Raw genomic sequence first — 25,417 nt, 5'->3', positions numbered from 1 at the left:
CACGATTGAAAAACTTTATCTTTCAATCTTCTCACCTCAGCGTCATGTAATCTTCAGGCTCTGCTAGAATGGCATTACCATCTGAAACATACCCTGTCCAGGTGTCTTTCACAGTGGTATCTCCTCCATCAAACACAATATTCTCATCTGCCGGATAAGCCTCCATGTGTTTTGATGTCGCGAGACAGGTTATCGTGAAAGTATCCTCGTCCTGAATTTGTTTTCCGTCCCTTGTAACCTTGCTCAAGGTGTAACCATCCTCTGTTTCCTTGATTTCCACAGAAATTCCACTGACCACTGGCAGAGAGCCACGATTAAACGGAATAAAGCCTCCCTCATAGCCTTCTACAAAGCTTTTCACTGTCTCTTTCAGTTCAGCACCACTCATCTTACTGCTGTAAGCCAAAAGATCATTTGGCATGATCATGTCACCTGCCATTTTTTCTGTATAACCGGCTTTCAGCACGTTTCCCGTAAAGCTATTTCCGGTTGCAATCAGCACATCTGACCCATAGATGCTGCGCAGAGTATTTGCCATAACAGAATATGCTGCATTTCCTTCCCTGCTATGAAAGCGGTTGGAATAAGACTTCTGTGAATCCAAAACTACTTTCTCAGAAATGGATTTCTCCTCAAGAAGCTGAGCATTAAACGACTGATAGGCCTGCCCCGCATCGTATTCTCCTGAGATCATCCTGGAAACCACATCCTTGGAAACAGAGAAAAAGTCATTTGACGCAATGCGGATATACATGTGGTTTTCTTCGATCACAGGTTTCACATCTTTCATATATCCTGTAAGCTGAAGAGCTACATCCTGACTGTAGCTTAACAGATCCTGTCCCTCACTGATAATCTGGTTCTGCGCATCCTCTGAAAGCATTGTGCTTAGTACCTTCATTGCTTTCTTTCGACGTGACTCATCCTGTGTCAGATCGCGGTTTAAAGCCACCTGGAAATATGGTGTAGTCATAATCCACTTTTCACCATTCTCCTGAAAGAATGGAAGAAAGGTTGTGTTGATGCCCTGATCCTGAAACATTTTTACACCAGCAGAACTGCCAAAGTACATGGCAAGCTTGTTACTTTGATACATCTCAACGATATCATCATAATTCATATCCAGATCATCCCGGCTCAGCCCTGTATCCTGGATGAACTGCTCCATACGTTCAAAAGCCTCAGGCCAGACGGTACTGTCCAGGCCTTCTCTCTTTGTATTATCCGGGTCACTGTATGCGGTACGCCACTTGCGTCCGTCTACAGAAGACAGCTCTGATGCTGACAGACCCTGCAGTGTTTCCATACAGGTATAATCATAATAATAGTCTGCCGTAAATCCACGAATCCCCACTTTATCAAATGCCTGGCAGGCAGAAACAAAGCTTTCATAATCTGTTGGCAGAGGAATCTCATACTTTTCAAAAAGATCTTTGTTCACTACAAACCCATGGGCATCTGCACACACGGGAAGCCAGTTTACGCTTCCATCCTCATTCATAAAATTGCTGAGGTATGTATCATAGACAGCACCTGCTGCATTGGTTGTAGAAAGATCCATCAGACTGTCTTTCAGGGGACTTGCATCATGCAGGGAAAATCGACAGCAGGTTATAATATCCGGCAATCCATCGTTTTCCTTAAGGAATCTGTAAAAATCCAGATCATTATTGCCTACAACAAATTCAACCTGGATATCCGGGAGCTGTTTCTGGATGTATGGTGCATATTTTTCATACAGGTTTGTGCTCCATAAATACACAGTGATTGTTTCTGCATCTTCTTTTTCTGCACGCTTCCTGCCACAGCCCGGCAAAAGTGATATAACTGTCACCATCACCAGAAGCACGGGCAAAACTCTGCTCCATTTTTTCTTTTTCATTATGAGCTCTCCTCTGAGTTTCCTTTGTATTTTTCTATTTTACAGTGTCAATTATGTTTCACCAATTTATGGATTACTTTTATCAGTAATTCCACATCAATAGGCTTCGCAACATGCTCATCCATCCCTGCTTCTTTTGCTCTTATTCTGTCCTCCGTAAACGCATTTGCTGTCATTGCAATGATTGGTATTTTTTTTGCATCCTCTCTGTCCAAAGACCGGATCCTCTTTGCAGCTTCATAACCATTTATGATCGGCATCATAATGTCCATAAGAATGACATCAAATTCACCTGATTCACTTTTTCTGAATAGCTCAACAATTTCCTGACCATTCCATGCTTTGGTCACTTCAGCACCTTCATTCTGAAGCAAAAATTCAGCGATTTCCATATTCAGCTCATTGTCTTCTGCCAGAAGAACATGCATCCCCTTTATAGATTTTTCGGATACATCCTTCGATTCTTCACGTTTATCCGCATCCAGATCTATTTTAAATGGAACCCGGATCACAAATGTCGTCCCTACGCCTTTTTTACTTTCAAAAGTAATGGTTCCGCCCATTTCCTCGACCAGCTTCTTTGAAATAGCCATTCCCAGTCCGGTTCCGGCAAACTTTGCGCGACTTCCCGTATGTTCCTGTGCAAATGGTTCAAAAATATGCTTCTGGAACTCCTCAGCCATTCCGATTCCGGTATCCCGGCAGACAAATTCCATTGTCGTCATTTCCGGCTGTTCGGACGGGATTTCCACGCAGCTGACATAGATCTGTCCGTTTTCTTTGTTATATTTCACCGCATTCGACAGAATATTCATCATCACCCGTTTCACATATCCCGGACTTCCAATAAAATCACGGTGTGTGATTTCTTTTTTCTCCCACGCAACCCGGATATTCTGTTCTGCCGCCATCTGCTCGATCACAACAAATACTTCCCTGGAAATACTGCTCAGATTAAATGGAATCTCTTCCAGAACAATTTCACCTGACTCCAGCTTACTCATATCCAGGACATCATTTACCAGTTCCAGCAACAGATTCGATGCCTCTTTCACCTTTGTCCTATATTCCGTCTGCCTCTCCATATCATCTGCATAATGGTCTGCCATATTGACCAGGCCTCGAATTCCATTGATCGGAGTCCGGATATCATGGCTCATCCGCTGGAGAAACTCTGTTTTTGCCTCATTGGCAGCCTCTGCCTTTTTTGCAGCTATCAGAAGTTCTGCCTTATATTTTTCGTCTTTTTCCTGTTCCTGTTTCCGGTGTGCCAGATTGGTTCTGTATGTCCAGAACCAAAATATACTGAACATCAGGAAATAAAAGAAAATAACGCTTATCACACCGAATGGAAGGTTATGGAATACTTCCGTATCCGGCAGATACGCATAGATATAATAATCCCTCTGCTTCAGCATGATTCCGTAGCATCCGATTCCTTCATTCTTCAAATGGTAAATGTGCTGACTATCTGTATGCCTCTTCATTGCCTGAACAACTTCGTTGTCAGCCGTATTCTGTCCCAACAAGCTCTCATCATTGCTGGCAACCACTATTCCGTTGTCTGCAACTATAATCGTTCCATCTTTCTGAGTACTATACCCCTTTAAAAGCCCCTGTATTGTCAGAGTATAATTTCTGGTAAATTCAAGAGAGGTGTAATAATAAATCGCAACGATACCTGGCTCATCTTTTCTGGCACAGGCTGCAATGTCAATACGAGATCCGTCTTCCCTGGTAAACCGTTCCGAATAGCTTCTTTCTTCATATCCGGCAAAATCCATGATAATGTCTTTTTGCAAATACGCCGTAATCTCATTGGTCAGAGATTCATCCGTGCTGTATTCACAGTCCGTCTTTCCCTCTGTATCCAGCACAAGGATGCCATCCACCCAGAGAGTTTTCAGGTTTTCTTTCAGGAACTCCCGCCTTAGCTGACCACCGTTTTCAATTTCCATGTCGATATTTGTACTCATCTGTCTGGCACTTTCAATGGCACGAAGAAGACTTTTGGATTCCGAAGATTCATTATAATGGGTGTAGGTGGAACACTGCACTTTTACATAGTTTATAATCTCCACCATTCTTTCTTCTGCTTCCGCCTTTTCTACATGGAAAAAATAAAACAGAGCGACTACAGCTACACAAATTCCAATCAGACCACCGAGCAGATGGATTCGTTTTTCTTTTTTCATTTTCTTAATATCCAAGATCATCCACCTCCAGATACTTTTCCGGATCATCCAGATATTTTCCGATGATTTTCAGGGATGTGCCATCCTGACGCATTTCTTCCAGTGTCTGATCCATCTGCTCACAGATTCCTCTGTCATCCTCTTTTGCGAAAGCAACACCTATTCCGGTGATCATCAGCGGTTCTTCCAGGATGCGGAAGCTTGTGTTATAATCCCCCATATACTGGACAATCGATTCCTCATGTGCGGCAACCGCGTCTACATATCCTTTCCCCAGAAAGGTATAGATCAACTCCCAGTGTGCAAGACTAATCAGATTTTCCAGTTTTGGGATTCTTTCATCTGTCCGGTTCAGAAAGATGCCTTCCGGTTTGGTTGTGGACTGGACTGCAAGGTTTTTTCCTTCCAGATCACTCAATTTATAAATATCACTGTTCTCATTTACAGCGACCACCTGACGGCTTGCTATGTATGGTCCTGCCCAGCGGTAATCGTCAAGGCGCCCTTCCATGGAAAAACAGCCCATAATACAGTCAATCTCTCCGCTCTCTACCAGTTCCTTTTTCTTCTCCCAGTTGATCTGGACAACGTCCACCTGATATCCCATTCTTTTGAATGCTTCCGTAGCCAGTTCTACATCAATCCCCGTCGGTACACCATCCTCATTCAGATAATTATATGGTGGATAGTTGTCGCTCCCCAGCGTGATGACCGGCTTTTCTGTTTCTGTTTTACTCACATCTGTATGTTTACACCCTGCCAGGGTAACTGTTAAAATTCCCACAAGCAGAATGCCTGCAATCACTCGTTTTCCTTTCATTTTCCTTCCATTCCTGCTTCTATATTTTCATTTTTCATAACTATTCAGAACCCCATTCGTAAAATCGCCGCTCTCAGCTTCTCAATATCAATCGGTTTTGCAATATGTCCATCCATACCTGCATCAAAAGCCTTTTTCCTGTCTTCCTCAAATGCATTTGCGGTCATGGCAACGATTGGAATATTGGCTTTCTTATTATTCTTCAGAGTACGAATTTCCCTGGTTATCATATAACCATCCATTTTAGGCATCTGAATATCCATGAAGATCAGATCATATTTCTTTATTATAGCTTTTACATGTATACAAAAACCTGATTTTATTATACTATAGTGCTCTACTGCACACAAGAAAACATTACCGTTTTAACGCCTAAAAGCAAAAAGAACAGCCGATATCTACATCGAACTGTTCTCCTGCTTTCGAGGTCCAAGCAGCATTGACATCACGGTTTCCTGCTCACCACTGTCCGGATTTCTTTTATAAAAAATCAATCGTAAAAATTTACGATTGATTTTTTTTCATCCAACCAAATCTTCTACTATATGTATATTCTCTTTCTGATCCAATACCATAACCTTGCCACTCTATCACCTCGCCTGCTGCAAAAATAAGAACCAGTAAGAGTTTATCTCTTATCTGATTCTTATTATAAAAACTAAGGTGTCCCATAAACACACCTTGTATATCGAATTTATGTTCTTATTTCTTGTATTGTTTTATCAATCTGTCAATTTCCGCATTCATCATTTCCACCACATTATCCGGTCCGACAAGTTTTACTCCCTCTCCGAGACCTATGATCCATGCCAAGAACTGCCTGCTGACTGCTACCTCCACATTAACTGCGAAGCGTTTGTCATCCAATCTGATCATAGATACCTCTTTTCCAAAACGGTCTATCATTACCCCTGCAAATGAATTGTCACACTCAATTCTTACCCATTCTTCTTTGCCTCCATACATGCCAAACATTTTTCTGGCATATGCAGCCATATCAAAAGACTTAAATACCTGCCTTCCCTCTCTTCCTTTTCCATTGGACTTGATATGAAGCATTTTATCTACACGAAAATGTTTGATGATCTTTTCATTACTGTCATACGCAATTAGGTAATAGTTTTCATCATCCCAGGATAAGGACCAGGGGCTGACCTCATAAAGCGCTCCATCATGGCGCAGTTCCATCTTCTTATCCACATTCCATTGAAAATACTGGAATGTTATCCTCGAATTTTCCGCTATTGCAGCATGTATCCTGTCAACATTGTAATAAATGCTTTCATTCATCGTCTTTACACGACCGGCTACAAATACCTGTCTTTGCAGCTGTGATGCTTCGTATTTACTGGCAAACCCCTCTATCTTTTTTATAAGCTCATTTGACTTCTTGGCCGTGATAAATTTCGCTGACTGCACAGAATCCACCAATAATTTTAATTCTGCAAGCTCAAACTGCCTGTTCCCTATATGGTATGAATACGTTCGATCTTCCTGGGTTCCTATAACGTCCAGACCATACACTCTTAAGTTTTCAATATCATTATATAAGCTTTTGCGTTCCGCACTGATATCATAAGCTGCCAGCGCATCAATAATCTCCGGCATGGTAATACTGTGCGTTTCATCCGTCCGTTCCAGTAAAATTTTCATAAGGTATATCAGCTTCAATTTCTGATTTGATGATTTAGGCATATTGTATCCCCCCAACAATAGAATGCACGCTCCGCGAACATTCTATTGTCATGAATAAAACAAAAAACTTCTCTTACAGGATGATGTGACCTTGATGTCTACGAATTATTCCGTGCTGCGCACTCCCACGATCCTAAAGTTCATGATCAGCATTCGCCGTTCGCGATGAGCAGGCTTCGCCTGTTCCCGCTCTCTTGCGCTCATTACATCACGAGCCCGTGCTGACGCGCTTTATCGCCTGCTACGCAGGCTGCTCGTTCTCTAATGGCACAAGAAAAACAAATGCCGCCTTCGGCGTCGTTTGTTTTTCTTGTGTGCTCATTATATCATGTAAAAAGTTTTTATCATATAGAGAAAAAAGGACGTCTCCACTAAGGAGACGCCCTTTTTTCTTTTACAGCTTATCTGTATTACTTTTCTTCTTTCTTTGCAGCATCCTTTTTGGTATCTGCTGCTGCATCTGCATCTGTTTCCTCTGTTTCTTCTTCAGGAGCATTGTGGGCTCTTGTAACCGTGACAACAACTGCTTCCGGATCTGTCATCAGGTCAATATCCGGATTGGATGCGATCGCAAGATCCTTTACCAGAACTGCATCACCAATCTTCATCGACTCTACGTCGATCTCTACTCTGTCTACCAGTGCTGCAGGCAATGCCTTGTAGGAAATCTCTTCCAGCTTCTGCTGCAGGATTCCATCCAGCACTTTCTCATGATTCAGCAAAACTACTTCTGCTACGGAATGTACCTTTTCGTTGCTTACCAGTGCCTGAAAATCAATCTCCGTTACCTGATTCTTCATGGCATCATAATCAATTTCCTTGATCAGCACGTCGTAGGTCTTGCCATCTACTTCCAGCATCAGCTGGCTGCCTTTATTGCTGGTTTTTAACAGGCGCTCCACTTCTCTCTGTCCGATCTTAACCGGAATGGAACCTGTAATTTCTCTGCCAAATACGTTACCAGTTACATAACCTTCTCTTCTGAGTCTCTTTGCTTTTACGTTCTTGTCTCTTGTTTCAGCTTTTAAAGTAGTCATTTATCTTTTCCTCCAAAATCTGAATGCTTAGCGAACCTGGTCATCTATGCGGGTCTGGTTAAGTATCCACTTCTTTGTTACAAATGCATTATAACACCCATTGCATATATGGCAAGTAGAAAATTGTGAAAAATCAGTGAATTCTCAGGCAAGTCTGCCCCACGCTGTACTATCCCCGGCGGCGCCTCGTCTCCCGGTAGCATCTGTCACACACCATAAATGTGCTTCCAACCGGCAGCGGCGCGCCGCAGTAGCGACATTTTCCGATATAATCCTTTTTATTCTTCGCCAGATAACGCATTATCGTCTCTTCGGTCTTTTCCCGCTCCCGCACCAGCCGGTCGGCGTCGATATTTTTCCCCAGTCTCGTCGAAAACTGATAATACAGATCCAGCATCTTATAAAATGTCTCATAGCGCACCAGCCCCGCATCCGTGCACATCATCAGTGCCGGGAAGTGCAGCGCCACATCCGCCGTGTAGGTTTTGCAGTAATACAACCACAATGCAACGATATCTCGATTTTTAATATCGATCGAACAGGTCAGCATACGGTACAGCAGATGCTTGTCCTCGAAGCCGTCGATCTCCTTGCGTTCTTTATATGCTTTTTCGTACAGAAAAAGCATTTCCTCGATACTGATCTTTTCAAAGGGAGCAGGTGTCTCCACCGATTTCCAGATTTTCAGCACGGTATCCAGAGGCTCCGCCATATCCAGAAGCACTTGAGGAAAGCCGAGTGTCACATGCTCTACTTCGTCCTCCTGCATCGCCGCGTGTTCCCGGATATAGGAAAGCGCTTCCTTGCCGACCGCATTGATATAGCCCGTATCATAAAGCCCGAACCGTCCCGCGCGCCCGGCGATCTGCCGGATTTCCTCTGTTTTCAGCGGTCTTGTTTCTTTTCCGTCAAACTTCTCTGTTTGCACAAAAACGATCCGCCGCACAGGTAAATTGAGTCCCATTCCAATCGCATCTGTGGAAACGACCACTCGTGTCTCCCCGGCTGAAAACATCCGGATCTGGCGTCTGCGGATTTCCGGCGGCAGACTGCCGTAGATCACACTCGTCCGAATCCCCTGTCGTTCCAGTCTTCCGGCAATATCCAGTACTGCCCGCTTGGTAAAGACGATCAGTGCGTCTCCTGCTCTTACATCATCCGGAAAATCAAACGGCTCTTCTTCGCAGACCAGCGCGGTTTTCCGCTCATAACTGCGGATTTCAAAGGTATCACCGCACAGCTCAATAAGATGTGTCACCACCTTCTGTGCCGCGGGGCTCATACAGATATGGATTTCCGGGCACTGAATGCCGAGAATCCCACGTGTCCAGGAATGTCCGCGGTCGGAATCTGCGATCATCTGCGCCTCATCGATGACTGCCACATCATAAACCTGATCGATGTCAAGCATTTCCACCGTCGAGGAAATCACTCTGCTGTTTTCCTCATAAATCCGCTCTTCGCCCGTCAGCATCGTACAGGGGACACCAGATTCCCGCATCTTTTCGTAAACCTCCAGCGCCAGCAGACGCAGCGGGCCCAAATAAATGCCCTTGTACGCCGTGCGCAGACGCTGCAGCGCCTGATAGGTTTTACCGCAATTTGTCGGTCCTACATGCAAAATGAAATGCCGCTTCATTTCCAGCGCGCGCGGGAATTCCATTTCCGGCCGCGTCGGAACCATATCAATGATCTGGGAACGGATTCCGTTTTCTGCAAAATTTTTCAGAATGCTGCGCATCGGATGCTGGCAGATTTCGCCCGGACGCTCGGTTCTTAAATATTCCAGCAGCCGGCTCGTCACCAGCTCCTGCTCTTCTTCCCGCAGCGTACCGATATCCAGCCGCACCAGCTCCGGCATTAGAATATCTCTGATCTGCATGATTGCATACTGATTTTTCTGTTTTAACGCATAATACGCCATATTCCGGATCTGTCTGTGATATTCCTCCAGATGCGGCTGCGTCAGCTTTCCGGTTTTCGTGCGCTGCATTTCTGTAATCAGACGCCCGATCCGCTGCTCATACGTCTTTTTTCCGTCATTGTTTTTCTTTTTCAGCGCCATCGCGCTGTCTCTATACTGGGAGAAGTAAAACTGCACCAGCTTCTCTTTCTGTATCATGATGTTCCTCTTTCCTTTGGACTGCCATCCGCCGTCTGATCCTCTGCATCGTCCGTTCGCTACAGATTGTCTCTATTTTAAACTTTTTCTCAAAAATATCCACGGGTTCTCATCTTTTTCCGCCTTGTTATCCACTATAAAACCAAGCTTTTTGCACAACCTGAGGGATTTTTCATTGTCCCGGTGCACAACTGCCCGGATTGTCTCAAAAAACAGCTCTTCCCTGGCAACCTGCAGCACGGCTTCACACGCTTCCCGCGCATAACCATGTCCGCGGTACGCAGGCGCAATTACGAAACCAAGCTCCGGCTCTCCATAACCGTCTCTAAGCTGCAGTCCGGCGCGGCCGATTACGGTATGGCTTTCTGCCAGCTCGACTATCCAGATACCAAATTCATAAAATCCGTACTGGTACCGGATTTCATCCCGAATCTGCGCAAGCTGCCTGTCCCGGTCCTCAAACAGCGGTTCCAGAAACGGCGAATCGTCTTCTCCCGACTGTATTTCATATAATGCGTCCAGATCTGCCTCCGTCATTTCCCGCAGTATCAAACGTTTTGTCCGTGCAATTTCCCACGCAATCCCTTCGTGCCGCTGCCACACGCGGTAGAGCCACTGTGCATCCAGGTCGTCCTGCCCACTATCCAGCTCCAGGCACCACCGCGTCTTCGGCGAAGCTTTATCCCGGTTCTGCTCTGTTATCACATACACACAGCACTGCCCGGCAGCTTTCAGGCGCTCGATCTCTTTTTTTTCATCTGACAGCCAGACGACGGCATCCCGATCGGTCCATTTTTTGATCATCTCTTTACTTCCCAAAACTTTTCCATTACAATAGATACCAGCATAAACAGAAAGGAAACAACAGCCCGAATTACCGGGCTGCGGGTATTTATGATGGCACAGAAAAATCCTATCGTAACTATCACCATGGAAGACGGCAGCATCATGAAAGCGGAGCTTTATCCTGATATTGCTCCCGAATCCGTCAACAACTTCATCAGCCTGATCAAGAAACATTTCTATGACGGCGTTATTTTCCACCGCGTTATCCAGAACTTCATGATTCAGGGCGGTGATCCGGAAGGAACCGGCTGCGGCGGCCCCGGCTACTGCATCAAAGGCGAGTTCAAGTCCAACGGCTTCCAAAACGACTTAAAACATACTGAAGGCGTTCTTTCCATGGCACGTACCATGATCCCGGACTCCGCAGGCAGCCAGTTTTTCATCATGCATAAGACCTCTCCCCATCTGGACGGTGAGTACGCTGCATTTGGTAAAATCATTGAAGGCATGGAAACTGTCAATGCAATTGCCAAAACTGCTACAAACTACGCAGACCGTCCGCTGCAGGATCAGAGAATCAAAACCATGACCGTCGATACCTTCGGCGTAGATTACCCGGAACCGAACAAACTCAAAGAAAGATAAGACCTTTAGCAGGTTACGGCGTGCCCTTTTCTGGCACGCCGTTTTTTATCGTATAGGAAACTTCGTTTCCATACGATAAAAATGCTCCGCGAGGATGCGCACTCGGCGCAAGGGTATATGGTTGCCGAGGCAACCGCGCCTCGGCGCGAGAATGTGCCAAGGCACTCTTTATTATCGTATAGGAAACTTCGTTTCCATACGATAAAAATGCTCCGCGAGGATGCGCACTCGGCGCAAGGGTATATGGTTGCCGAGGCAACCGCGCCTCGGCGCGAGAATGTGCCAAGGCACATTCTTTTTTATTACAATTACAGCAGCGGTGCAATCAGACGCAGCACGCACTGTCCAAACTTCATCGCCGCCGACTGCTTCTTCGCATACTGCTCTGTTACTTCCCTGCACACCGGGAAAATATCTTCAAAATCCTCTCGTACCTTCCGCACAGCCTCACACCGATGCAGAAAAACGCCATTTTCAAAATGGAAATACAGACTTCTGTAATCCAGGTTGATCGTGCCGACCGTCGCTGTCACATCGTCGCTGACGCACTGCTTTGCGTGGAGAAAGCCCGGTGTATACTCAAAAATCCGCACACCCGCCGACGCCAGCTGTGCATAATAGGAGCGCGTTACCCGATAGACGAGCTTTTTGTCCGGGATGCCCGGCGTAACAATCCGCACATCCACACCGCGCTTCGCTGCCAGGCACAGCTCCCTGCTCATCTCATCGCTGATAATCAAATACGGCGTTGTGAAATAAACATATTCGGAAGCCGCCTTTACAACGCCCATGTACACATTTTCTCCCACCGGTTCGCCGTCCAGCGGGCTGTCTGCATACGGCTGAACGAAGCCGGAGGCACTGTCCGCCGCAATATTCGCATCCGACTGCGCAGCACCAACGTCCCTATCCGCCACGCTGCCCGCCAAACCCGCCTCATGCGGCTGCGCACCATCCTGCAGAAAATACGGTGTATAGTCTGTATCCGTACCTTTAATCGCATTCCACATTTCCAGAAACATCACAGTCAGGCTGCGCACTGCATCCCCTTCCAGCCGGACGCCGGTATCCTTCCAGTAACCATATGGATGCGTGATGTTAAAATATTCGTCCGCCAGATTATATCCGCCCGTAAAACCGATTTTCCCATCGATTACGGTAATCTTTCTATGATCGCGGTTATTCATAAAAACGTTTAAAACCGGCATCAGACGGTTAAACACGCGACACTGAATGCCTTCCGCTTCCATTCGCTGAATGAAATCCGTATTGATAAATCCGATGCTTCCGATATCGTCATAAAAGAGACGAACCTCCACGCCTTCTTTCGCTTTCCGTGCAAGAATTTCTTTTAACTCCCCAAACGACTGCTTATCCTCAATCGCATGGTATTCCATAAAAATAAATTGCTTCGCCTGGTTCAGTGCCTGCTTCTGAGCTTCAATCCCCTCCGACGCTTCTTTATAAAAAACGACATCCGTATTCTGATAAATCGGATATTTCCCATAGTTCCAGATATACGCTGCTTCGTTCGCCGCCATCCGGTCCGTCTGCTGCAGCTTTGTCCGAACCGCTTCGTCCTGCATCAGCAGCCCGTCCAGACTCTGATCAATCCGCTCAAAGCGCTCCCGCACCAGCCGCGTTGCTTCTTTGCGTCCAAACAACAAATACATGCCAAGGCCCAACACCGGAAACGCCAGAATCAGGATAATCCAGGGCATTTTAAACGCTGCATTTGTCCTGCGGCCATAGAGCAGAATCACGACAACCAGTGTAAGCACGCTTGTCGCAACCGAAATCCAAGTCGAATACCGGTTTAATTTCATCGCCTGTACACAAATCCATATAACCTGTAACAGCACCGACAGCGCAACGAACGCAAGCCTTCCGATGCTGTTTTTTACCGCTGTCTTTTGTTCTGCACGCATCTTCATTTTGTCTACCCGTTCCTTTCCATCCCTTTTCTGTCAAACTGCCACGCTCCGAACGCTTTCCGCCATCCGCTGCAAAAGCTTCTTCCGCTATCTTAACATGAGTGTACCGCCAGTTCAAGCCGCGATTTACACAAGTCCCCCCGCGTATTCCGAAGGGTTGCGGAATGCGACATGCATGAGTGCTTCATTGATATATGCTGAAATGCCAAAGCTCAAAAGCCGGTCGAGCTCGCACGACAAAGCTTTTAACCCTGGAACCTGTTGATATCTGTTCTGCTCCAACACTTATTTGTGAAAAATACCCCAGAAAAGGGAGGATGCCAGGCAACCCGATGTCGCCTGGCATTTATTATGAAAAAGCTATTTGAAAAGTTGTGTTACTGTCATTGATTGGCTTGCTGTATCTTATGGTTTTAGTATAGAAACGGAAAGTGACGAAACCGTGATGGGCAGAAAAACATTCCGTTAAAGAAATATGAATAAAAAATGAACGCCGCTTATGTGTCCTCGCGGAGCATTTTTATCGTATGGAAACGCAGTTTCCTATACGATAAAAAAGGACGGTCGGAAGATTCCGACCGTCCTGATTGATCTGTTTGAATGATCTGTTACTCGGCTGATGCTCAAGCCTTGTCTACAGAACCGAACAGTTCCATTTTTTCTTTTACAGTAGCCTTGATCGCTTCGAAGCCAGGAGCCAGCAGCTTACGAGGGTCATAACCCTTGCCCTGCTCGTCTTTGCCTTCTTCGATGTACTTTCTGGTAGCTGCAGCAAATGCAAGCTGGCACTCGGTGTTAACATTGATCTTAGCAACGCCAAGGGAGATTGCTTTCTTGATCATGTCAGCCGGGATACCTGTGCCGCCGTGAAGAACCAGAGGAAGCTCACCAGTCAGCTGCTGGATAGCATCCAGAGTTTCAAAGGACAGACCCTTCCAGTTTGCAGGATATTTGCCGTGGATATTGCCGATACCAGCTGCCAGGAAGTCTACGCCCAGATCAGCGATTCTCTTGCACTCGTTGGGATCTGCGCATTCGCCCATACCTACAACGCCGTCTTCTTCGCCGCCGATTGCACCAACCTCAGCTTCGATGGAAACGCCCTTTTCATGAGCAGCCTTAACCAGCTCAGTGGTCTTTTCAACGTTCTCGTCGATCGGGTAATGAGAGCCATCGAACATGATGGAAGAGAAGCCAGCTTCCAGACACTTGTAGCAGCCGTCGTATGAGCCGTGATCCAGATGCAGAGCAACGGGAACGGTGATGTTCAATTCCTCGAGCATACCGTTAACCATGCCTACAACGGTCTTGTAGCCGGTCATATACTTGCCTGCGCCCTCGGATACACCAAGGATTACAGGGGAGTTCAGCTCCTGAGCGGTCTGCAGGATAGCCTTTGTCCATTCCAGGTTGTTGATGTTGAACTGACCAACTGCATAATGGCCAGCTTTTGCTTTGTTCAGCATTTCTGTAGCAGATACTAACATCTTATTTACCTCCATAGAAATAAAATTATTATCTAACCGATGCTATTATACCCTATCTTTTTCAAAAAAGAAATACGGCATACGCATTTTTTTCCTCTTTTTCCACTTTTTCCACTAAATCAGTACAGTTCACTGTGCTTCGTTTTCTTCTCCCGGCACCATGATATGCAGCGCCTGCTTCTGGTTTTCGATGACGATTTCTGTGTGCCTGCCGCCGAATTCGCCGTCCAGCGTCCACGCGACCTCTTCCTCTGTCTCCACCTTCAGCCAGGAGGTCTTAAAGCAATACATCTGCGCCGTGTCGATATCGCGCTGCGCCAGGGCAGCAAGCGTCTGATTGAGTTCGTCCAGGCTGCGCGGAACCTTTACGAGCGTCACCTCAAACATTCCATCGCTTAAATCCACATATTTTCCGGTAATTCCCTTAAAACCTCCCACCGAAACAGAATTCGTAATCATTCCATACAAAAAATCGTCCTCGATGACGGTGTCCTGCGTCGTAATTTTCATGTGGTAGGATTTGATATCCCGGAGCTTTTTCATGCCCTCCAGCAGATACGCCATGTGCCCCAGCACATTTTTGACATCCTGACTGGTTTCATAGGAGACCTCTGTAAAAAGTCCGAAGGCCGCAATATAAACAAAGGTTTTTTCGTTAAAGGAACCGACATCGCAGGCAAACATTCTGCCGCTGACTGCGATTTTCGCTGCCTCAGCCATGTTTTTCGGAATATTCAGGCTCTGCGCAAAATCGTTTGTGCTGCCTGCCGGAATATACCCGATCGGGCGGCGTCGAACACTCTTCATAATGCCGGTCACCACCTCATCCAATGTGCCGTCTCCGCCGCTGCATACCACGAGGTCATATTTTGCCGTTCTGTCTGCCGCAAGCTCCACGGCTTCCCCTGCATACTGAGTCGGTCTTGCTGTCACGACATAGCCTGCCTTAACGAACGTATCAATGATATCCAGCAGATTATTCCGGATCTGTCCTTTTCCCGCCCTGGGATTATAAATAAAAAGAAGCTTTTTGTCGTCCATCCTTTCCCTCCTTTCTGCTTTTTTATCCTTGTTTCGCCCCTGCGCTCCCGTAAAGTGTACTTGCTTCTATAACAACAAGCTTACTCTGGAAAATAGAAAAAGGGCAGCCACTTTCCGGTGGACACCCTTTCGTTTTCTTTATTCTGCCGCGCTGCTTAAATAATTTTCCATTCCGAAAATCGCGTCGTCTTCATCCGTTCCGTCTGCAATCACGGTTACCTTTTCGCCGGGTGCAAGCGCAAGGCTCATCATTCCCATGATGCTCTTCGCGTTCACTTTTCTGCCTTCAGACTCCAGATAAATATTGCTGGCATGCTTGCTTGCAACCTGCACCAGCATTGCTGCCGGGCGAGCCTCAAGCCCCTGCTTCAGCTTTACTTCCACAGTTTTCTGTTTCATAATAAAACTCCTCCTTTTAAGACCTCATGGCATCCGCCAGTTCACATAATTTCCGCAAACGATGATTTACGCCCGATTTTCCAACTGGAGGATCCAGATACATCCCCAGCTCCTTAAGCGGTGCTTCGGGATACTCCAGACGTACTTCAGCCATCTGACGCAAGCTCACCGGCAATTTTTCAAATCCATATTTTTGCTGCAAAAAAAGAATGTCGTCAACCTGCCTCGCCGCCGCTGTCACCGTCTTGGTAATATTGGCAGTTTCGCAATTGACGCGCCTGTTTACCGTATTGCGGACTTCCCGGACGATCCTGGAATTTTCAAATTCCATCAGCGCCACATGCGCCTCAACCACATTCAGAAAATCCGAAATTCCGGCTCCTTCTTTTATGTAAACCACATAATACTTTTTTCGCTGTACAATCCGCCCTTCGATCTCGAACTCGGTCAAAATCTCCAGAATCTGCTGTGCCTGCAGCGGTCTGCTGCATACAATTTCCAGATGATATCCTTTCCCGGGATTGCTCATCGAACCGGCTGCCAGAAACGCGCCTCGTAAAAACGCTCTCTGGCAACAGGAATTTCGGATTAAAAGCCTGCTCACCGGACATCGTAAACCATCCTGTAGGCTCTCCTCACCGGACGTCGGGCTGCCTGTCTGATCCAAAAATTTGATTCCCTGCAGAATCCTGCGGATCAGTTCCGGGTCATCTATCCGACAGAAATATCCGGTTTGCTGATTTTCCTGTTGTACACGGGTTTCCGTACTTATATTAAATGTTTTCTGTAATAATGTAAAGCATTTTCTCACAACGAGCGCATTTTCCGCATGAATCTGCAGAAAAATCCCCGTCGTACCGACGCCGATGCTGCCGTTAAAATGGAGAAGTGCTGCCAGCTCCGCCAGCTGGCAGTGCCTTGCCGGACTGATGTGCCGATACAGCTCTTCTTTTACTCCCGATGAAAATGACATATGAAATATCCTTAAATATCCCTGTGGCTCAAAGATACTCCATACTTGGCTTCCCTGTTGCGAAGCTTTCTATAAAGCTCATTGGCCAGCGTTACGCTCCTGTGTTTGCCGCCGGTGCAGCCGATTGCCACCACCAGCTGGTATTTGCCTTCTTTAATATAATTTGGAATCAAAAATCGCAGCAGATCTGTCAGCTTGTCCAGAAAAATCCCCGCCTCCGGGAAGCTCATGACATAATCCTGAACGCCCCTGTCGTTGCCGGTCAGATATTTCAATTCATCTATATAAAAAGGATTCGGCAGGAAACGGACATCAAATACCAGATCCGCATCTGCCGGGATTCCATGCTTGAAGCCAAAAGAAAGAATATTGATCATCAGACTGCTGTACTCTTCATTTTTTACAAAAATCCGATCCAGCTCCTCTTTCAGCTCCCGGGTCAGCAGCTTGGACGTGTCAATCACATAGTCTGCATCCTTCTTAACCTGCTGCAGGATTTCCCTTTCTTTTTCAATTCCGTCTTCGATTCTCGGATTTTCTGCTGAACACAGCGGATGCATCCGTCGGCTCTCTTTATAACGTTTCACAAGCACTGCATCTGAAGCGTCCATAAAAAGAACTTCGAACACCATACCGTTTTGTCTTAAACAGGAAAGTGTTTTTTCTACCCTGGCAAAGGACTGATCCGTGCGGACGTCCACGCCGATAGCAACTTTTGTTATTTCCGTATTCGGTGTGGACAAAAGCTCAACGAACTTGTCGATCAGCTGGATCGGCAGATTGTCCACACAATAGTATCCCATATCCTCCAGCAGTCGCATCGCGGTGCTTTTGCCGCCGCCGCTCATGCCGGTTACCATTACAAATCTCATTTTTCAAAATCTCCCAGGAAAATTACTTCCGGCTCCAGCGTTACGCCGAATTTTTCCTGCACTGTTTCTGTGACTTTCTGAATTAGTCCCGCCACGTCCGCAGACGTCGCATTTTTTCGGTTGATGACAAAACCGCAGTGCTTTTCGGAAACCTGTGCGCCGCCGACACTCGCTCCGGCAAGTCCGGCATCCATAATCAGCTTGCCTGCAAAATATCCCTCCGGGCGTTTAAACGTACTGCCCGCACTCGGATATTCCAGCGGCTGTTTTTCCCGACGCTTTGCAGAAAGCTCCTGCATCGTAGCAGAAATTTCGCTTCGATCGCCTTTTTGCAGCTTTAAAACAGTGCTGAGCACCACACAGGGCTTTGTTTTTACAATGCTCGTGCGATAGCCGAACGCCATTTCTTCCCTGTTGTATACACGACATCTGCCATCCGGTTCCATCACCTCTACCGACTCTGTCACACTCGCAATCTCACCGTTGTAAGCGCCCGCGTTCATCCGGACTGCTCCGCCAATCGTTCCGGGGATTCCCGATGCAAATTCCAATCCGGTCAGCCCTGCTTCCATCGCGCTTCTCGATACAGCGGAAAGCATCGCGCCTGCGCCGCATCGGATCGTAGCTTCGTCGATTTCAGTCTTTAAAAATTCCCCCGCCAGATGCAGGATCGCGCCGCGGTAGCCCCGGTCACCCACCAAAAGGTTACTTCCGTTTCCGAGCAAAAACCACGGCAGCGCCTCTTCCTGCAGCCAGGCAAGCACCTGCGCCAGCTCTTTCCTCGTCTCAATCACAAGAAAATAGCGCGCAGGACCGCCTGTCCGGAATGTCGTATGCCTGTCCATCTGTTCTTCTGTTAAAATCCGCTCTTTCGGCAGAATTTCATTTAATCTGTCACTCAAATGTCCTGACCAGCCCTTCTGCTCCGGCTTTGCGCCGGATACGTTGTTATTTTATGCGGATCTTTTGCAGATGATACCGGTATTACTCCAATACCAGTCTGGCAGCGCCGTAAATACCAGCGTCATTGCCCAGAGTTGCCAGGGTAAACAGTGCGCCGCGGCAGCCCTTGAACGCATATTTCTGGTAATATTTCTGAATGTAATCCAGCAGCACATTGCCGGCTTTGGAAACACCGCCGCCGATTACGAAGATCTCCGGGTTGGAAACATTGGCAACCAGCGCCATCGCCTTGCCCAGATACCAGCCAAAGTCCTCTGCAACCTCGGTTGCTACCGTATCTCCTGCTTTAACCGCATCCCATACGTCCTTTGCACTCAGGTCGTCCTTGCGCATTATGCTCGGACGGTCATCCTTTGCCAGCTTACGCTTTGCCATACGGACAATACCCGTTGCGGAAACATATTCCTCCAGGCATCCGCAGTTGCCGCAATTACAAGGCTCTGTCTCATCATCATTGACATGCATATGTCCGATCTCGCCTGCGGCTCCGGTTGCACCGGCAACCATCTTACCGTTGATGATAATACCGCCGCCAACACCAGTTCCCAGGGTTACTACAACGACATCCTCATACCCCTTTGCGCCGCCCTGCCAGGCCTCGCCCAGTGCTGCTACATTGGCGTCATTACCAGCTTCTACCGGCATATTTAAAAGTGTCTGCAGCTCTTTTTTCAGGCTCATGGTTCCCCAGCCAAGATTGACTGCACCATAAAGTGTGCCCTCAGAGTCAACCGGTCCCGGTGCACCGATGCCGACGCCGACTACCTCTGTACGGTCCATTTTACGCTCATCCATTTTTTTGAGGATGCTCTTTGCACAGTCCGGCAGAATCGCTTTGCCGTCATCCTCTGTCACCGTAGGGATTTCCCACTTTTCCATCAGATCGCCGCTGGTGTTAAAAAGACCAAGCTTTACTGTCGTTCCTCCTACATCTACACCAAAACAATACTTACCCATTTTATTTTCCTCCCGCTTCTCGCGTATTTTCAAAAAGCTTTTCAGCTGTCTGATCTATGATGATGCCTTACTCTTTTGTACGATCCGCCAGCCGCATCGCTGTACGGAGCACTATTGCTTTCATTCCGAACATTTCGATATGCCTGACCGTTTTAGTCCTCATCCTCATCCTCGTCCTCATCCCGCTTGCGCGCAAGGGAATTCTGGACTCTTGTATACAGCTCCTGTGCTGCATTGTATCCCATCTTTTTCTGTCTGTGGTTAACAGCTGCCGTTTCGCAAATAATTGCCAGATTTCTGCCGGGACGGATCGGAATGTTGTGGCAGACAACCTTGTTGCCCAGATATTCCGTATATTCCTCTTCCAGTCCGAGACGGTCGTATTCTCTGTCCTTGTCCCACTCTTCCAGACGGATTACGAGGTCGATATTCTGTGTCTCGCGGACACTCGAAGCACCGAACAGCGCCTTGACGTCCACAATACCAATACCGCGCAGCTCGATAAAGTGCTTTGTGATATCCGGTGCAGTTCCGACCAGTGTTTCCTCACTGACCTTGCGAATTTCTACAACATCGTCCGTTACCAGACGGTGTCCTCTCTTAATCAGCTCAAGCGCCGCCTCGGATTTACCGATTCCGCTCTCGCCTGTAATCAGGACGCCTTCGCCATATACGTCAACCAGTACGCCGTGCACGGAAATGCAGGGTGCCAGCTTGACATTCAGCCAACGGATCAGCTCTGCCGTAAACGAACTTGTCGCACGCTTGGTCATCAGAAGCGGAACGCCTTTTTCAATGGCAATTTGCCGAAACAGCTCATCCGGATGCAGTTCACGGCAGAAAATAATGCCGGGAATCGGGTAATCCAGAAGCTTCTCCAGCATCTCCTTCTCTTCTTTTTCCGACATTCTCTTAACATAAGAGTATTCTACGAATCCAATCACCTGCAGACGGGTCGCCTCAAAGTGTTCAAAATAGCCCGCCATAGGAAGTGCCGGTCGGTTGATATCCGGCAACGTAACCTTAATCCCCTTCAGATTGATTTCAGGAGTCAGATTTTCCAGCTTCATTTTTTCCGCAATCTTCAATAAACTGATGCTTGCCATAATCCATCCTCTCTTTTCCAGGACATGCAGACAGTAGTTCCTGACATCAGGAACTCTGTTTTTATGCCATACTTTGTTTTATTTTATCACAGATCATTATTCCCGGCAATCTTCCTCTTGGTGGTTATGAAAAAATTCATAGATTTCTTCCGCCACGGACATTGGCAAATCTGCCTGCATCGCAATCTGCTCTGCCGTCGCGTCCCGGATCTCATAAATCGATGGAAAGCTTTTCATCAGCGCCTTTCTCCGCGCAGGACCCACGCCCGGGATTTCATCCAGCACGCTCTTGACCTGATCCTTGCTGCGCAGTGACCTGTGGTATTCGATTGCAAACCGGTGCGCCTCGTCCTGCACTCTTGTAATCAGCTTGAAGGCTTCAGAATTGCGGTCGATCGGCAGCTCCACATTGTGAAAATAAAGTCCTCTCGTCCGATGGTTGTCATCCTTTACCATGCCGCAGACCGGAATGTTTAAATGCAGCTCGTCCAGCACCTGCTGCGCGATGTTGACCTGCCCGCGTCCGCCGTCCATCAGCAAAAGGTCCGGAAACCGTGCAAAGCTTCCGAACTCCCCGGACAGTTTTTTTTCTTCCAGCTCTTTCGTCTCTTTTAAGCCGTGTTCAAAGCGTCTCGTCAGAACCTCGCGCATGCAGGCATAGTCGTCCGGTCCTGCTACCGTTTTGATTTTGAATTTTCGGTAATCGCTGCGCTTGGGCTTGCCCTTTTCATAAACGACCATCGAGCCGACATTTTCAAAGCCGCTGATGTTGGAAATATCGAACGCCTCCATCCGGTCGAGCATCGGTAAATCCAGCAGCTGTGCGATCTGCCGCACCGCACCGACCGTACGCGCCTCGTCGCGCGCAATTCGCTCCCGGTCTTTTTCCAGGACGAGCTTTGCATTTTTTTCCGCAAGCTCCACCAGCTTTTCCTTCTGTCCCTTCCGCGGCACGCGGATATATACCCTCGCGCCCCTGCGTGCGGTCAGCCATTCTTCTAATACCGGTATGTCATCTATTTCTTTCTGTAAAATCAATTCCCGCGGTACGAACGGTGTTCCGGCGTAAAACTGTTTCACAAAATCCAGCAGAATCTGCGCCTTATCCGAATCCTCCACATGCGTCATATAAAAGTGCTCGCGCCCGATCAGCTTGCCGCTACGCACGAAAAACACCTGTACCACTGCGTCGCTTCCGTCCTTGTCCAGCGCGATGATGTCCTTGTCCTCCCCGTCGCTGTCCGTGATTTTCTGCTTCTGGGACACCTGCTTTACGCTGTTGAACAGATCGCGGTACCGGGCGGCTTCCTCAAATTCCAGGGCCTCCGCCGCTTCTTCCATTTTTTTCTGCAGATCGTTTAAAATCATATTATAATTGCCGTTTAAAAACTCCAGCGCCTTGTCCACATGTGCCCGGTACTCTTCGCGGCTCACATAATCCTGACACGGAGCCATACACTGCCCGATGTGATAATTTAAGCACGGGCGTTCCAACCCACAGTCCCGCGGCAGTACCCGGTTACAGGTACGCAGTTTGAACAGCTTATTTAATAGCTCGATCGTATCCTTGACCGCCGCCGCAGAGGTAAACGGCCCGAAATACTTCGATTTGTCCTTTTTCATCAGTCTGGAAAACTGCACGCGCGGATATGCCTCCCCGACTGTGACCTTAATATAGGGATAGGTTTTATCATCCTTGAGCAGTGTGTTGTATTTCGGATTGTGTTCCTTGATCAGATTGTTTTCCAGAACCAGGGCTTCCAGCTCCGAATCCGTCACAATATATTCAAACCGGGCTATCTGCGTTACCATCTTTTCAATCTGTGGTCCGCGGTTAATTTTCTCACGGAAATACGACTGTACTCTGCTGCGCAGGCGAATCGCCTTGCCGACATAAATGATATTGTCCTGTGCGTCGTGCATCAGGTACACGCCGGGCTTCTGCGGCAGTTTTTTCAGCTCTTCTTCGATTACAAACATGTCGCGTTCTCCCCTTCTAATACAGCAGGGACTATGTTTCCATAGTCCCTGATAAACGTTCTTTCACTCCGGTTCTGCCGCCATGCATAACACTTCGTGTATAGCATTTACGATAAGCTTTCCTATTTCTTCTCGTCGTCCGGAAGGGCAGCTCCTGAAAAACGTCCTACCGGGCCTTTATTCTCCGGCTTCGGTGTCGGAGGAATCCAGGGCTTATCCTGTTCCTGGCTCTGTTCGGCGTCAGATGGATCCGCCGGCTGCTGTGCATCTCCCGGCTGCTGTGTATCTCCCGAGAAAAAGCTGTCTTCTCTTTCCTGCTGCTGGCGTGCGAACTCTTCCCATGGCTTCGGCGTGGAAGACTGCAGCTGCGCTGCGGTGTCTGTGCCCGATGCAGGTGCTGTGCCATAGCTGTTTCCTGAATCGGACTGGCTCGGGTTCTCTGCGTCTGCAGTCTGCTCTGCCGCCTTCATCTGCGCGCCGGCAGTCTGCTCCGGTTCTTCCTGCGGCAGTCCCTTGACCTGTCTGTAGATTCGCATGAATTCCTTGCCGGTGATCGTCTCTTTTTCAATCAGATGCGCCGCCAGCTGATCCATCACCTCACGGTTTGCGGACAGCAGCTCCAGCGCTTCCTGATAACATTCTTTCAGGATACGCATGACTTCCTGATCGATCTCAGCCGCCGTCGCATCGGAGCAGTTTAAAACCGTCCTGCCGTCCAGATACTGACTTTCTACGGATTCCAGTCCAATCAAACCGAACTTTTTGCTCATACCGAAACGGGTTACCATAGAGCGTGCCAGACCGGTCGCCTGCTCGATATCGTTCGAAGCGCCTGTCGTTACCGTATCAAATACAATTTCTTCCGCCGCGCGGCCGCCCAGATAGCCGACCAGCATATCATGGATTTCCGCCTCGGTGTTTAAATACTTTTCCTCTTCCGGCACATGCATGACATAGCCAAGAGCCCCCATCGTACGGGGCACGATCGTGATCTTCTGCACGGGCTCGGAATTTTTCTGCAATGCCGCAATCAGCGCATGACCTACTTCATGATAGGATACGATCTTACGCTCCTGCGCGCTCATGATCCGGTCTTTTTTCTCCTTGCCGACCAGTACCTGCTCGACCGCTTCAAACAGATCCTTCTGGCAGACATATTCCCTGCCCTCTTTGACTGCATTGATCGCAGCCTCGTTGATCATATTGGCAAGGTCAGAGCCAACCGCGCCGCTCGTCGCGAGCGCAATTGCATCGAAATCAACCGTTTCGTCCATCTTGACGTCTTTGGCGTGCACCTTGAGGATCTCTACGCGTCCCTTTAAGTCGGGCTTATCTACGATAATCCGGCGGTCAAATCGTCCCGGACGCAGCAGTGCCTTGTCCAGAATCTCCGGACGGTTGGTCGCCCCCAGAACCAGAATTCCCTTCGAAGTATCAAAACCATCCATCTCAGAAAGCAGCTGGTTCAGCGTCTGCTCACGCTCTTCATTTCCGCCGCCGTATTTGGAATCTCTGCTTCTGCCGATTGCATCAATCTCATCGATAAAGATGATACAGGGCGCATTTTTCGTCGCTTCTTTAAACAGGTCGCGCACACGCGATGCGCCGACACCGACGTACAGCTCGATAAAATCGGAACCGGTCAGCGAAAAGAACGGGACCTTCGCCTCTCCGGCTACTGCCTTTGCCAGAAGCGTCTTACCGGTACCGGGAGGGCCGACTAACAGCGCACCCTTGGGCAGCTTTGCGCCGATCTTCACATAGCGCTGCGGATTGTGCAGGAAATCGACAACCTCCTGCAGCGACTCCTTTGCTTCGTCCTCGCCTGCTACATCCTTAAACGTGATTCCGGTTTCTTTCTGTACATAAACCTTTGCGTTGCTCTTGCCGACGCCCATCGGGCCGCCTCCGCCCATCCGCCGAAATAGCAGACTTAAAAGCAGCCACATAACGACAATCGGAAGCACATAGGTCAGGATCATCGTCAAAATCAGTCCGGAGCTGTCCGGAACATCCTTGCCGTAGCTTGCAACCTTATATTCTTTTAAGTACGCCGTCAATGCATCATCCGACTGTGCCTTACCGGTATAATAGGTTACCTCCGGCATCGCAGAAAACAGTGTCTTCTGGTTTGTCTGCTGCAGTTTGAGATAAATCGTATCGTCATCCCAGGTAACCTCTGCCGCCTTGCCGTCTTCTACCAGCTCCTGAAATTTTCCATAGGTGATTTCCTGATTGGTTGCATTATTGATCATCCGCATAAACAGGCTCATGGAAATCAACGTCACAATCGCCGCAATCGCCAACAGGATCAGGCTCGTCCGCCTCGGATTGTTCTGTTCCGATCCTCCGGAACCGTTCGGTCCCTGGGATCCGTTGCCGGAACCATTTCCATTTCCGCCGTTAAACGGGTTCATATTATTATCCATTCGATTTAACCTTTCTTTTCGTCCGCTTCATGCATGGAAGCCACGATAGTACCATAATTATAGACATTCCGATAGGATAAATCAATACGCAAAG

General features: G+C 47.9%; 19 protein-coding genes and 1 pseudogene. 1 reads left to right on the top strand and 19 read right to left on the bottom strand.

The genetic code is table 11. The annotated features are described in order from the left end of the window. Window positions 1-31: 31 nt before the first annotated feature. The 8 genes and pseudogenes from OCV62_RS07330 to OCV62_RS07295 all read right to left on the bottom strand — a co-directional run bounded on the left by OCV62_RS07330 (window position 32) and on the right by OCV62_RS07295 (window position 10,555). Window positions 32-1,882, bottom strand: a complete 1,851-nt coding sequence (locus OCV62_RS07330; protein ID WP_262585768.1) for an ABC transporter substrate-binding protein — start codon at window positions 1,880-1,882, stop codon at window positions 32-34. Between the two features lie 47 nt (window positions 1,883-1,929). Then, complete coding sequence (locus tag OCV62_RS07325) at window positions 1,930-4,098, bottom strand: ATP-binding protein (RefSeq protein ID WP_262585767.1); 2,169 nt, start codon at window positions 4,096-4,098, stop codon at window positions 1,930-1,932. Next, complete coding sequence (locus tag OCV62_RS07320) at window positions 4,082-4,897, bottom strand: substrate-binding periplasmic protein (protein ID WP_262585765.1); 816 nt, start codon at window positions 4,895-4,897, stop codon at window positions 4,082-4,084. The genes OCV62_RS07325 and OCV62_RS07320 overlap by 17 nt, the downstream gene beginning before the upstream one ends. 44 nt (window positions 4,898-4,941) lie before the next feature. Beyond that, window positions 4,942-5,175 (bottom strand): annotated as a pseudogene (locus OCV62_RS07315) (response regulator); the annotation flags it as partial. 424 nt (window positions 5,176-5,599) lie between these two features. Next, on the bottom strand, window positions 5,600-6,592 hold the full coding sequence (locus OCV62_RS07310; protein ID WP_262585786.1) for a WYL domain-containing protein: 993 nt from the start codon (window positions 6,590-6,592) through the stop codon (window positions 5,600-5,602). Between the two features lie 410 nt (window positions 6,593-7,002). Then, window positions 7,003-7,629, bottom strand: coding sequence for a 50S ribosomal protein L25 (locus tag OCV62_RS07305; protein ID WP_262585764.1), 627 nt, complete (start codon window positions 7,627-7,629; stop codon window positions 7,003-7,005). 169 nt (window positions 7,630-7,798) lie between these two features. Further along, complete coding sequence (locus OCV62_RS07300; protein ID WP_021914476.1) at window positions 7,799-9,751, bottom strand: SUV3 family DEAD/DEAH box RNA helicase; 1,953 nt, start codon at window positions 9,749-9,751, stop codon at window positions 7,799-7,801. Between the two features lie 72 nt (window positions 9,752-9,823). Next, on the bottom strand, window positions 9,824-10,555 hold the full coding sequence (locus tag OCV62_RS07295; RefSeq protein ID WP_262585763.1) for a GNAT family N-acetyltransferase: 732 nt from the start codon (window positions 10,553-10,555) through the stop codon (window positions 9,824-9,826). 93 nt (window positions 10,556-10,648) lie between these two features. Here OCV62_RS07295 and OCV62_RS07290 point away from each other — a divergent pair, with 93 nt between their 5' ends. Further along, window positions 10,649-11,182, top strand: a complete 534-nt coding sequence (locus OCV62_RS07290; RefSeq protein ID WP_117962195.1) for a peptidylprolyl isomerase — start codon at window positions 10,649-10,651, stop codon at window positions 11,180-11,182. A 308-nt stretch (window positions 11,183-11,490) separates the two neighbouring features. Here OCV62_RS07290 and OCV62_RS07285 read toward each other — a convergent pair whose 3' ends face one another. The 11 genes from OCV62_RS07285 to ftsH form a co-directional block, all read right to left on the bottom strand. Beyond that, window positions 11,491-13,116, bottom strand: coding sequence for a phospholipase D-like domain-containing protein (locus tag OCV62_RS07285; protein WP_330667288.1), 1,626 nt, complete (start codon window positions 13,114-13,116; stop codon window positions 11,491-11,493). Between the two features lie 623 nt (window positions 13,117-13,739). After that, window positions 13,740-14,603: a class II fructose-1,6-bisphosphate aldolase gene (gene fba, locus OCV62_RS07280; RefSeq protein WP_117962120.1), complete on the bottom strand. Its 864-nt coding sequence runs from the start codon at window positions 14,601-14,603 to the stop codon at window positions 13,740-13,742. Between the two features lie 129 nt (window positions 14,604-14,732). Continuing rightward, window positions 14,733-15,644 carry a diacylglycerol/lipid kinase family protein gene (locus OCV62_RS07275; RefSeq protein ID WP_021914687.1) on the bottom strand — a complete coding sequence of 304 codons (912 nt, stop codon included), beginning with the start codon at window positions 15,642-15,644 and terminating at the stop codon, window positions 14,733-14,735. Window positions 15,645-15,782: 138 nt separating this feature from the next. Next, window positions 15,783-16,043 (bottom strand): HPr family phosphocarrier protein, encoded by a 261-nt coding sequence (locus OCV62_RS07270; protein ID WP_021914686.1) that lies wholly within the window; start codon window positions 16,041-16,043, stop codon window positions 15,783-15,785. 16 nt (window positions 16,044-16,059) lie between these two features. After that, the gene (whiA, locus tag OCV62_RS07265) at window positions 16,060-17,016 is read right to left on the bottom strand and encodes a DNA-binding protein WhiA (RefSeq protein ID WP_021914685.1); all 957 of its coding nucleotides are present in this window, start codon (window positions 17,014-17,016) and stop codon (window positions 16,060-16,062) included. Window positions 17,017-17,027: 11 nt separating this feature from the next. Beyond that, complete coding sequence (gene rapZ, locus OCV62_RS07260; protein ID WP_262585762.1) at window positions 17,028-17,888, bottom strand: RNase adapter RapZ; 861 nt, start codon at window positions 17,886-17,888, stop codon at window positions 17,028-17,030. Next, window positions 17,885-18,790 (bottom strand): UDP-N-acetylmuramate dehydrogenase, encoded by a 906-nt coding sequence (murB, locus tag OCV62_RS07255; protein WP_262585761.1) that lies wholly within the window; start codon window positions 18,788-18,790, stop codon window positions 17,885-17,887. Before murB ends, rapZ begins: the two co-directional genes overlap by 4 nt. Window positions 18,791-18,872: 82 nt before the next feature. After that, on the bottom strand, window positions 18,873-19,808 hold the full coding sequence (locus OCV62_RS07250) for an ROK family glucokinase (protein WP_262585760.1): 936 nt from the start codon (window positions 19,806-19,808) through the stop codon (window positions 18,873-18,875). 152 nt (window positions 19,809-19,960) lie between these two features. Continuing rightward, the gene (hprK, locus tag OCV62_RS07245; RefSeq protein ID WP_021914681.1) at window positions 19,961-20,914 is read right to left on the bottom strand and encodes an HPr(Ser) kinase/phosphatase; all 954 of its coding nucleotides are present in this window, start codon (window positions 20,912-20,914) and stop codon (window positions 19,961-19,963) included. Window positions 20,915-21,010: 96 nt separating this feature from the next. Next, window positions 21,011-22,894 carry an excinuclease ABC subunit UvrC gene (gene uvrC, locus OCV62_RS07240; protein ID WP_262585759.1) on the bottom strand — a complete coding sequence of 628 codons (1,884 nt, stop codon included), beginning with the start codon at window positions 22,892-22,894 and terminating at the stop codon, window positions 21,011-21,013. 122 nt (window positions 22,895-23,016) lie between these two features. Next, on the bottom strand, window positions 23,017-25,323 hold the full coding sequence (gene ftsH / locus OCV62_RS07235; protein WP_262585758.1) for an ATP-dependent zinc metalloprotease FtsH: 2,307 nt from the start codon (window positions 25,321-25,323) through the stop codon (window positions 23,017-23,019). Window positions 25,324-25,417 lie beyond the last annotated feature (94 nt).

Origin of the sequence: Gallintestinimicrobium propionicum (assembly GCF_025567525.1) — a bacterium.
GTDB classification, from domain to species: Bacteria; Bacillota; Clostridia; order Lachnospirales; family Lachnospiraceae; genus Gallintestinimicrobium; species Gallintestinimicrobium propionicum.
Note: the sequence above shows the minus strand (reverse complement) of the source record. Positions and strands in the feature narration are given on the sequence as shown.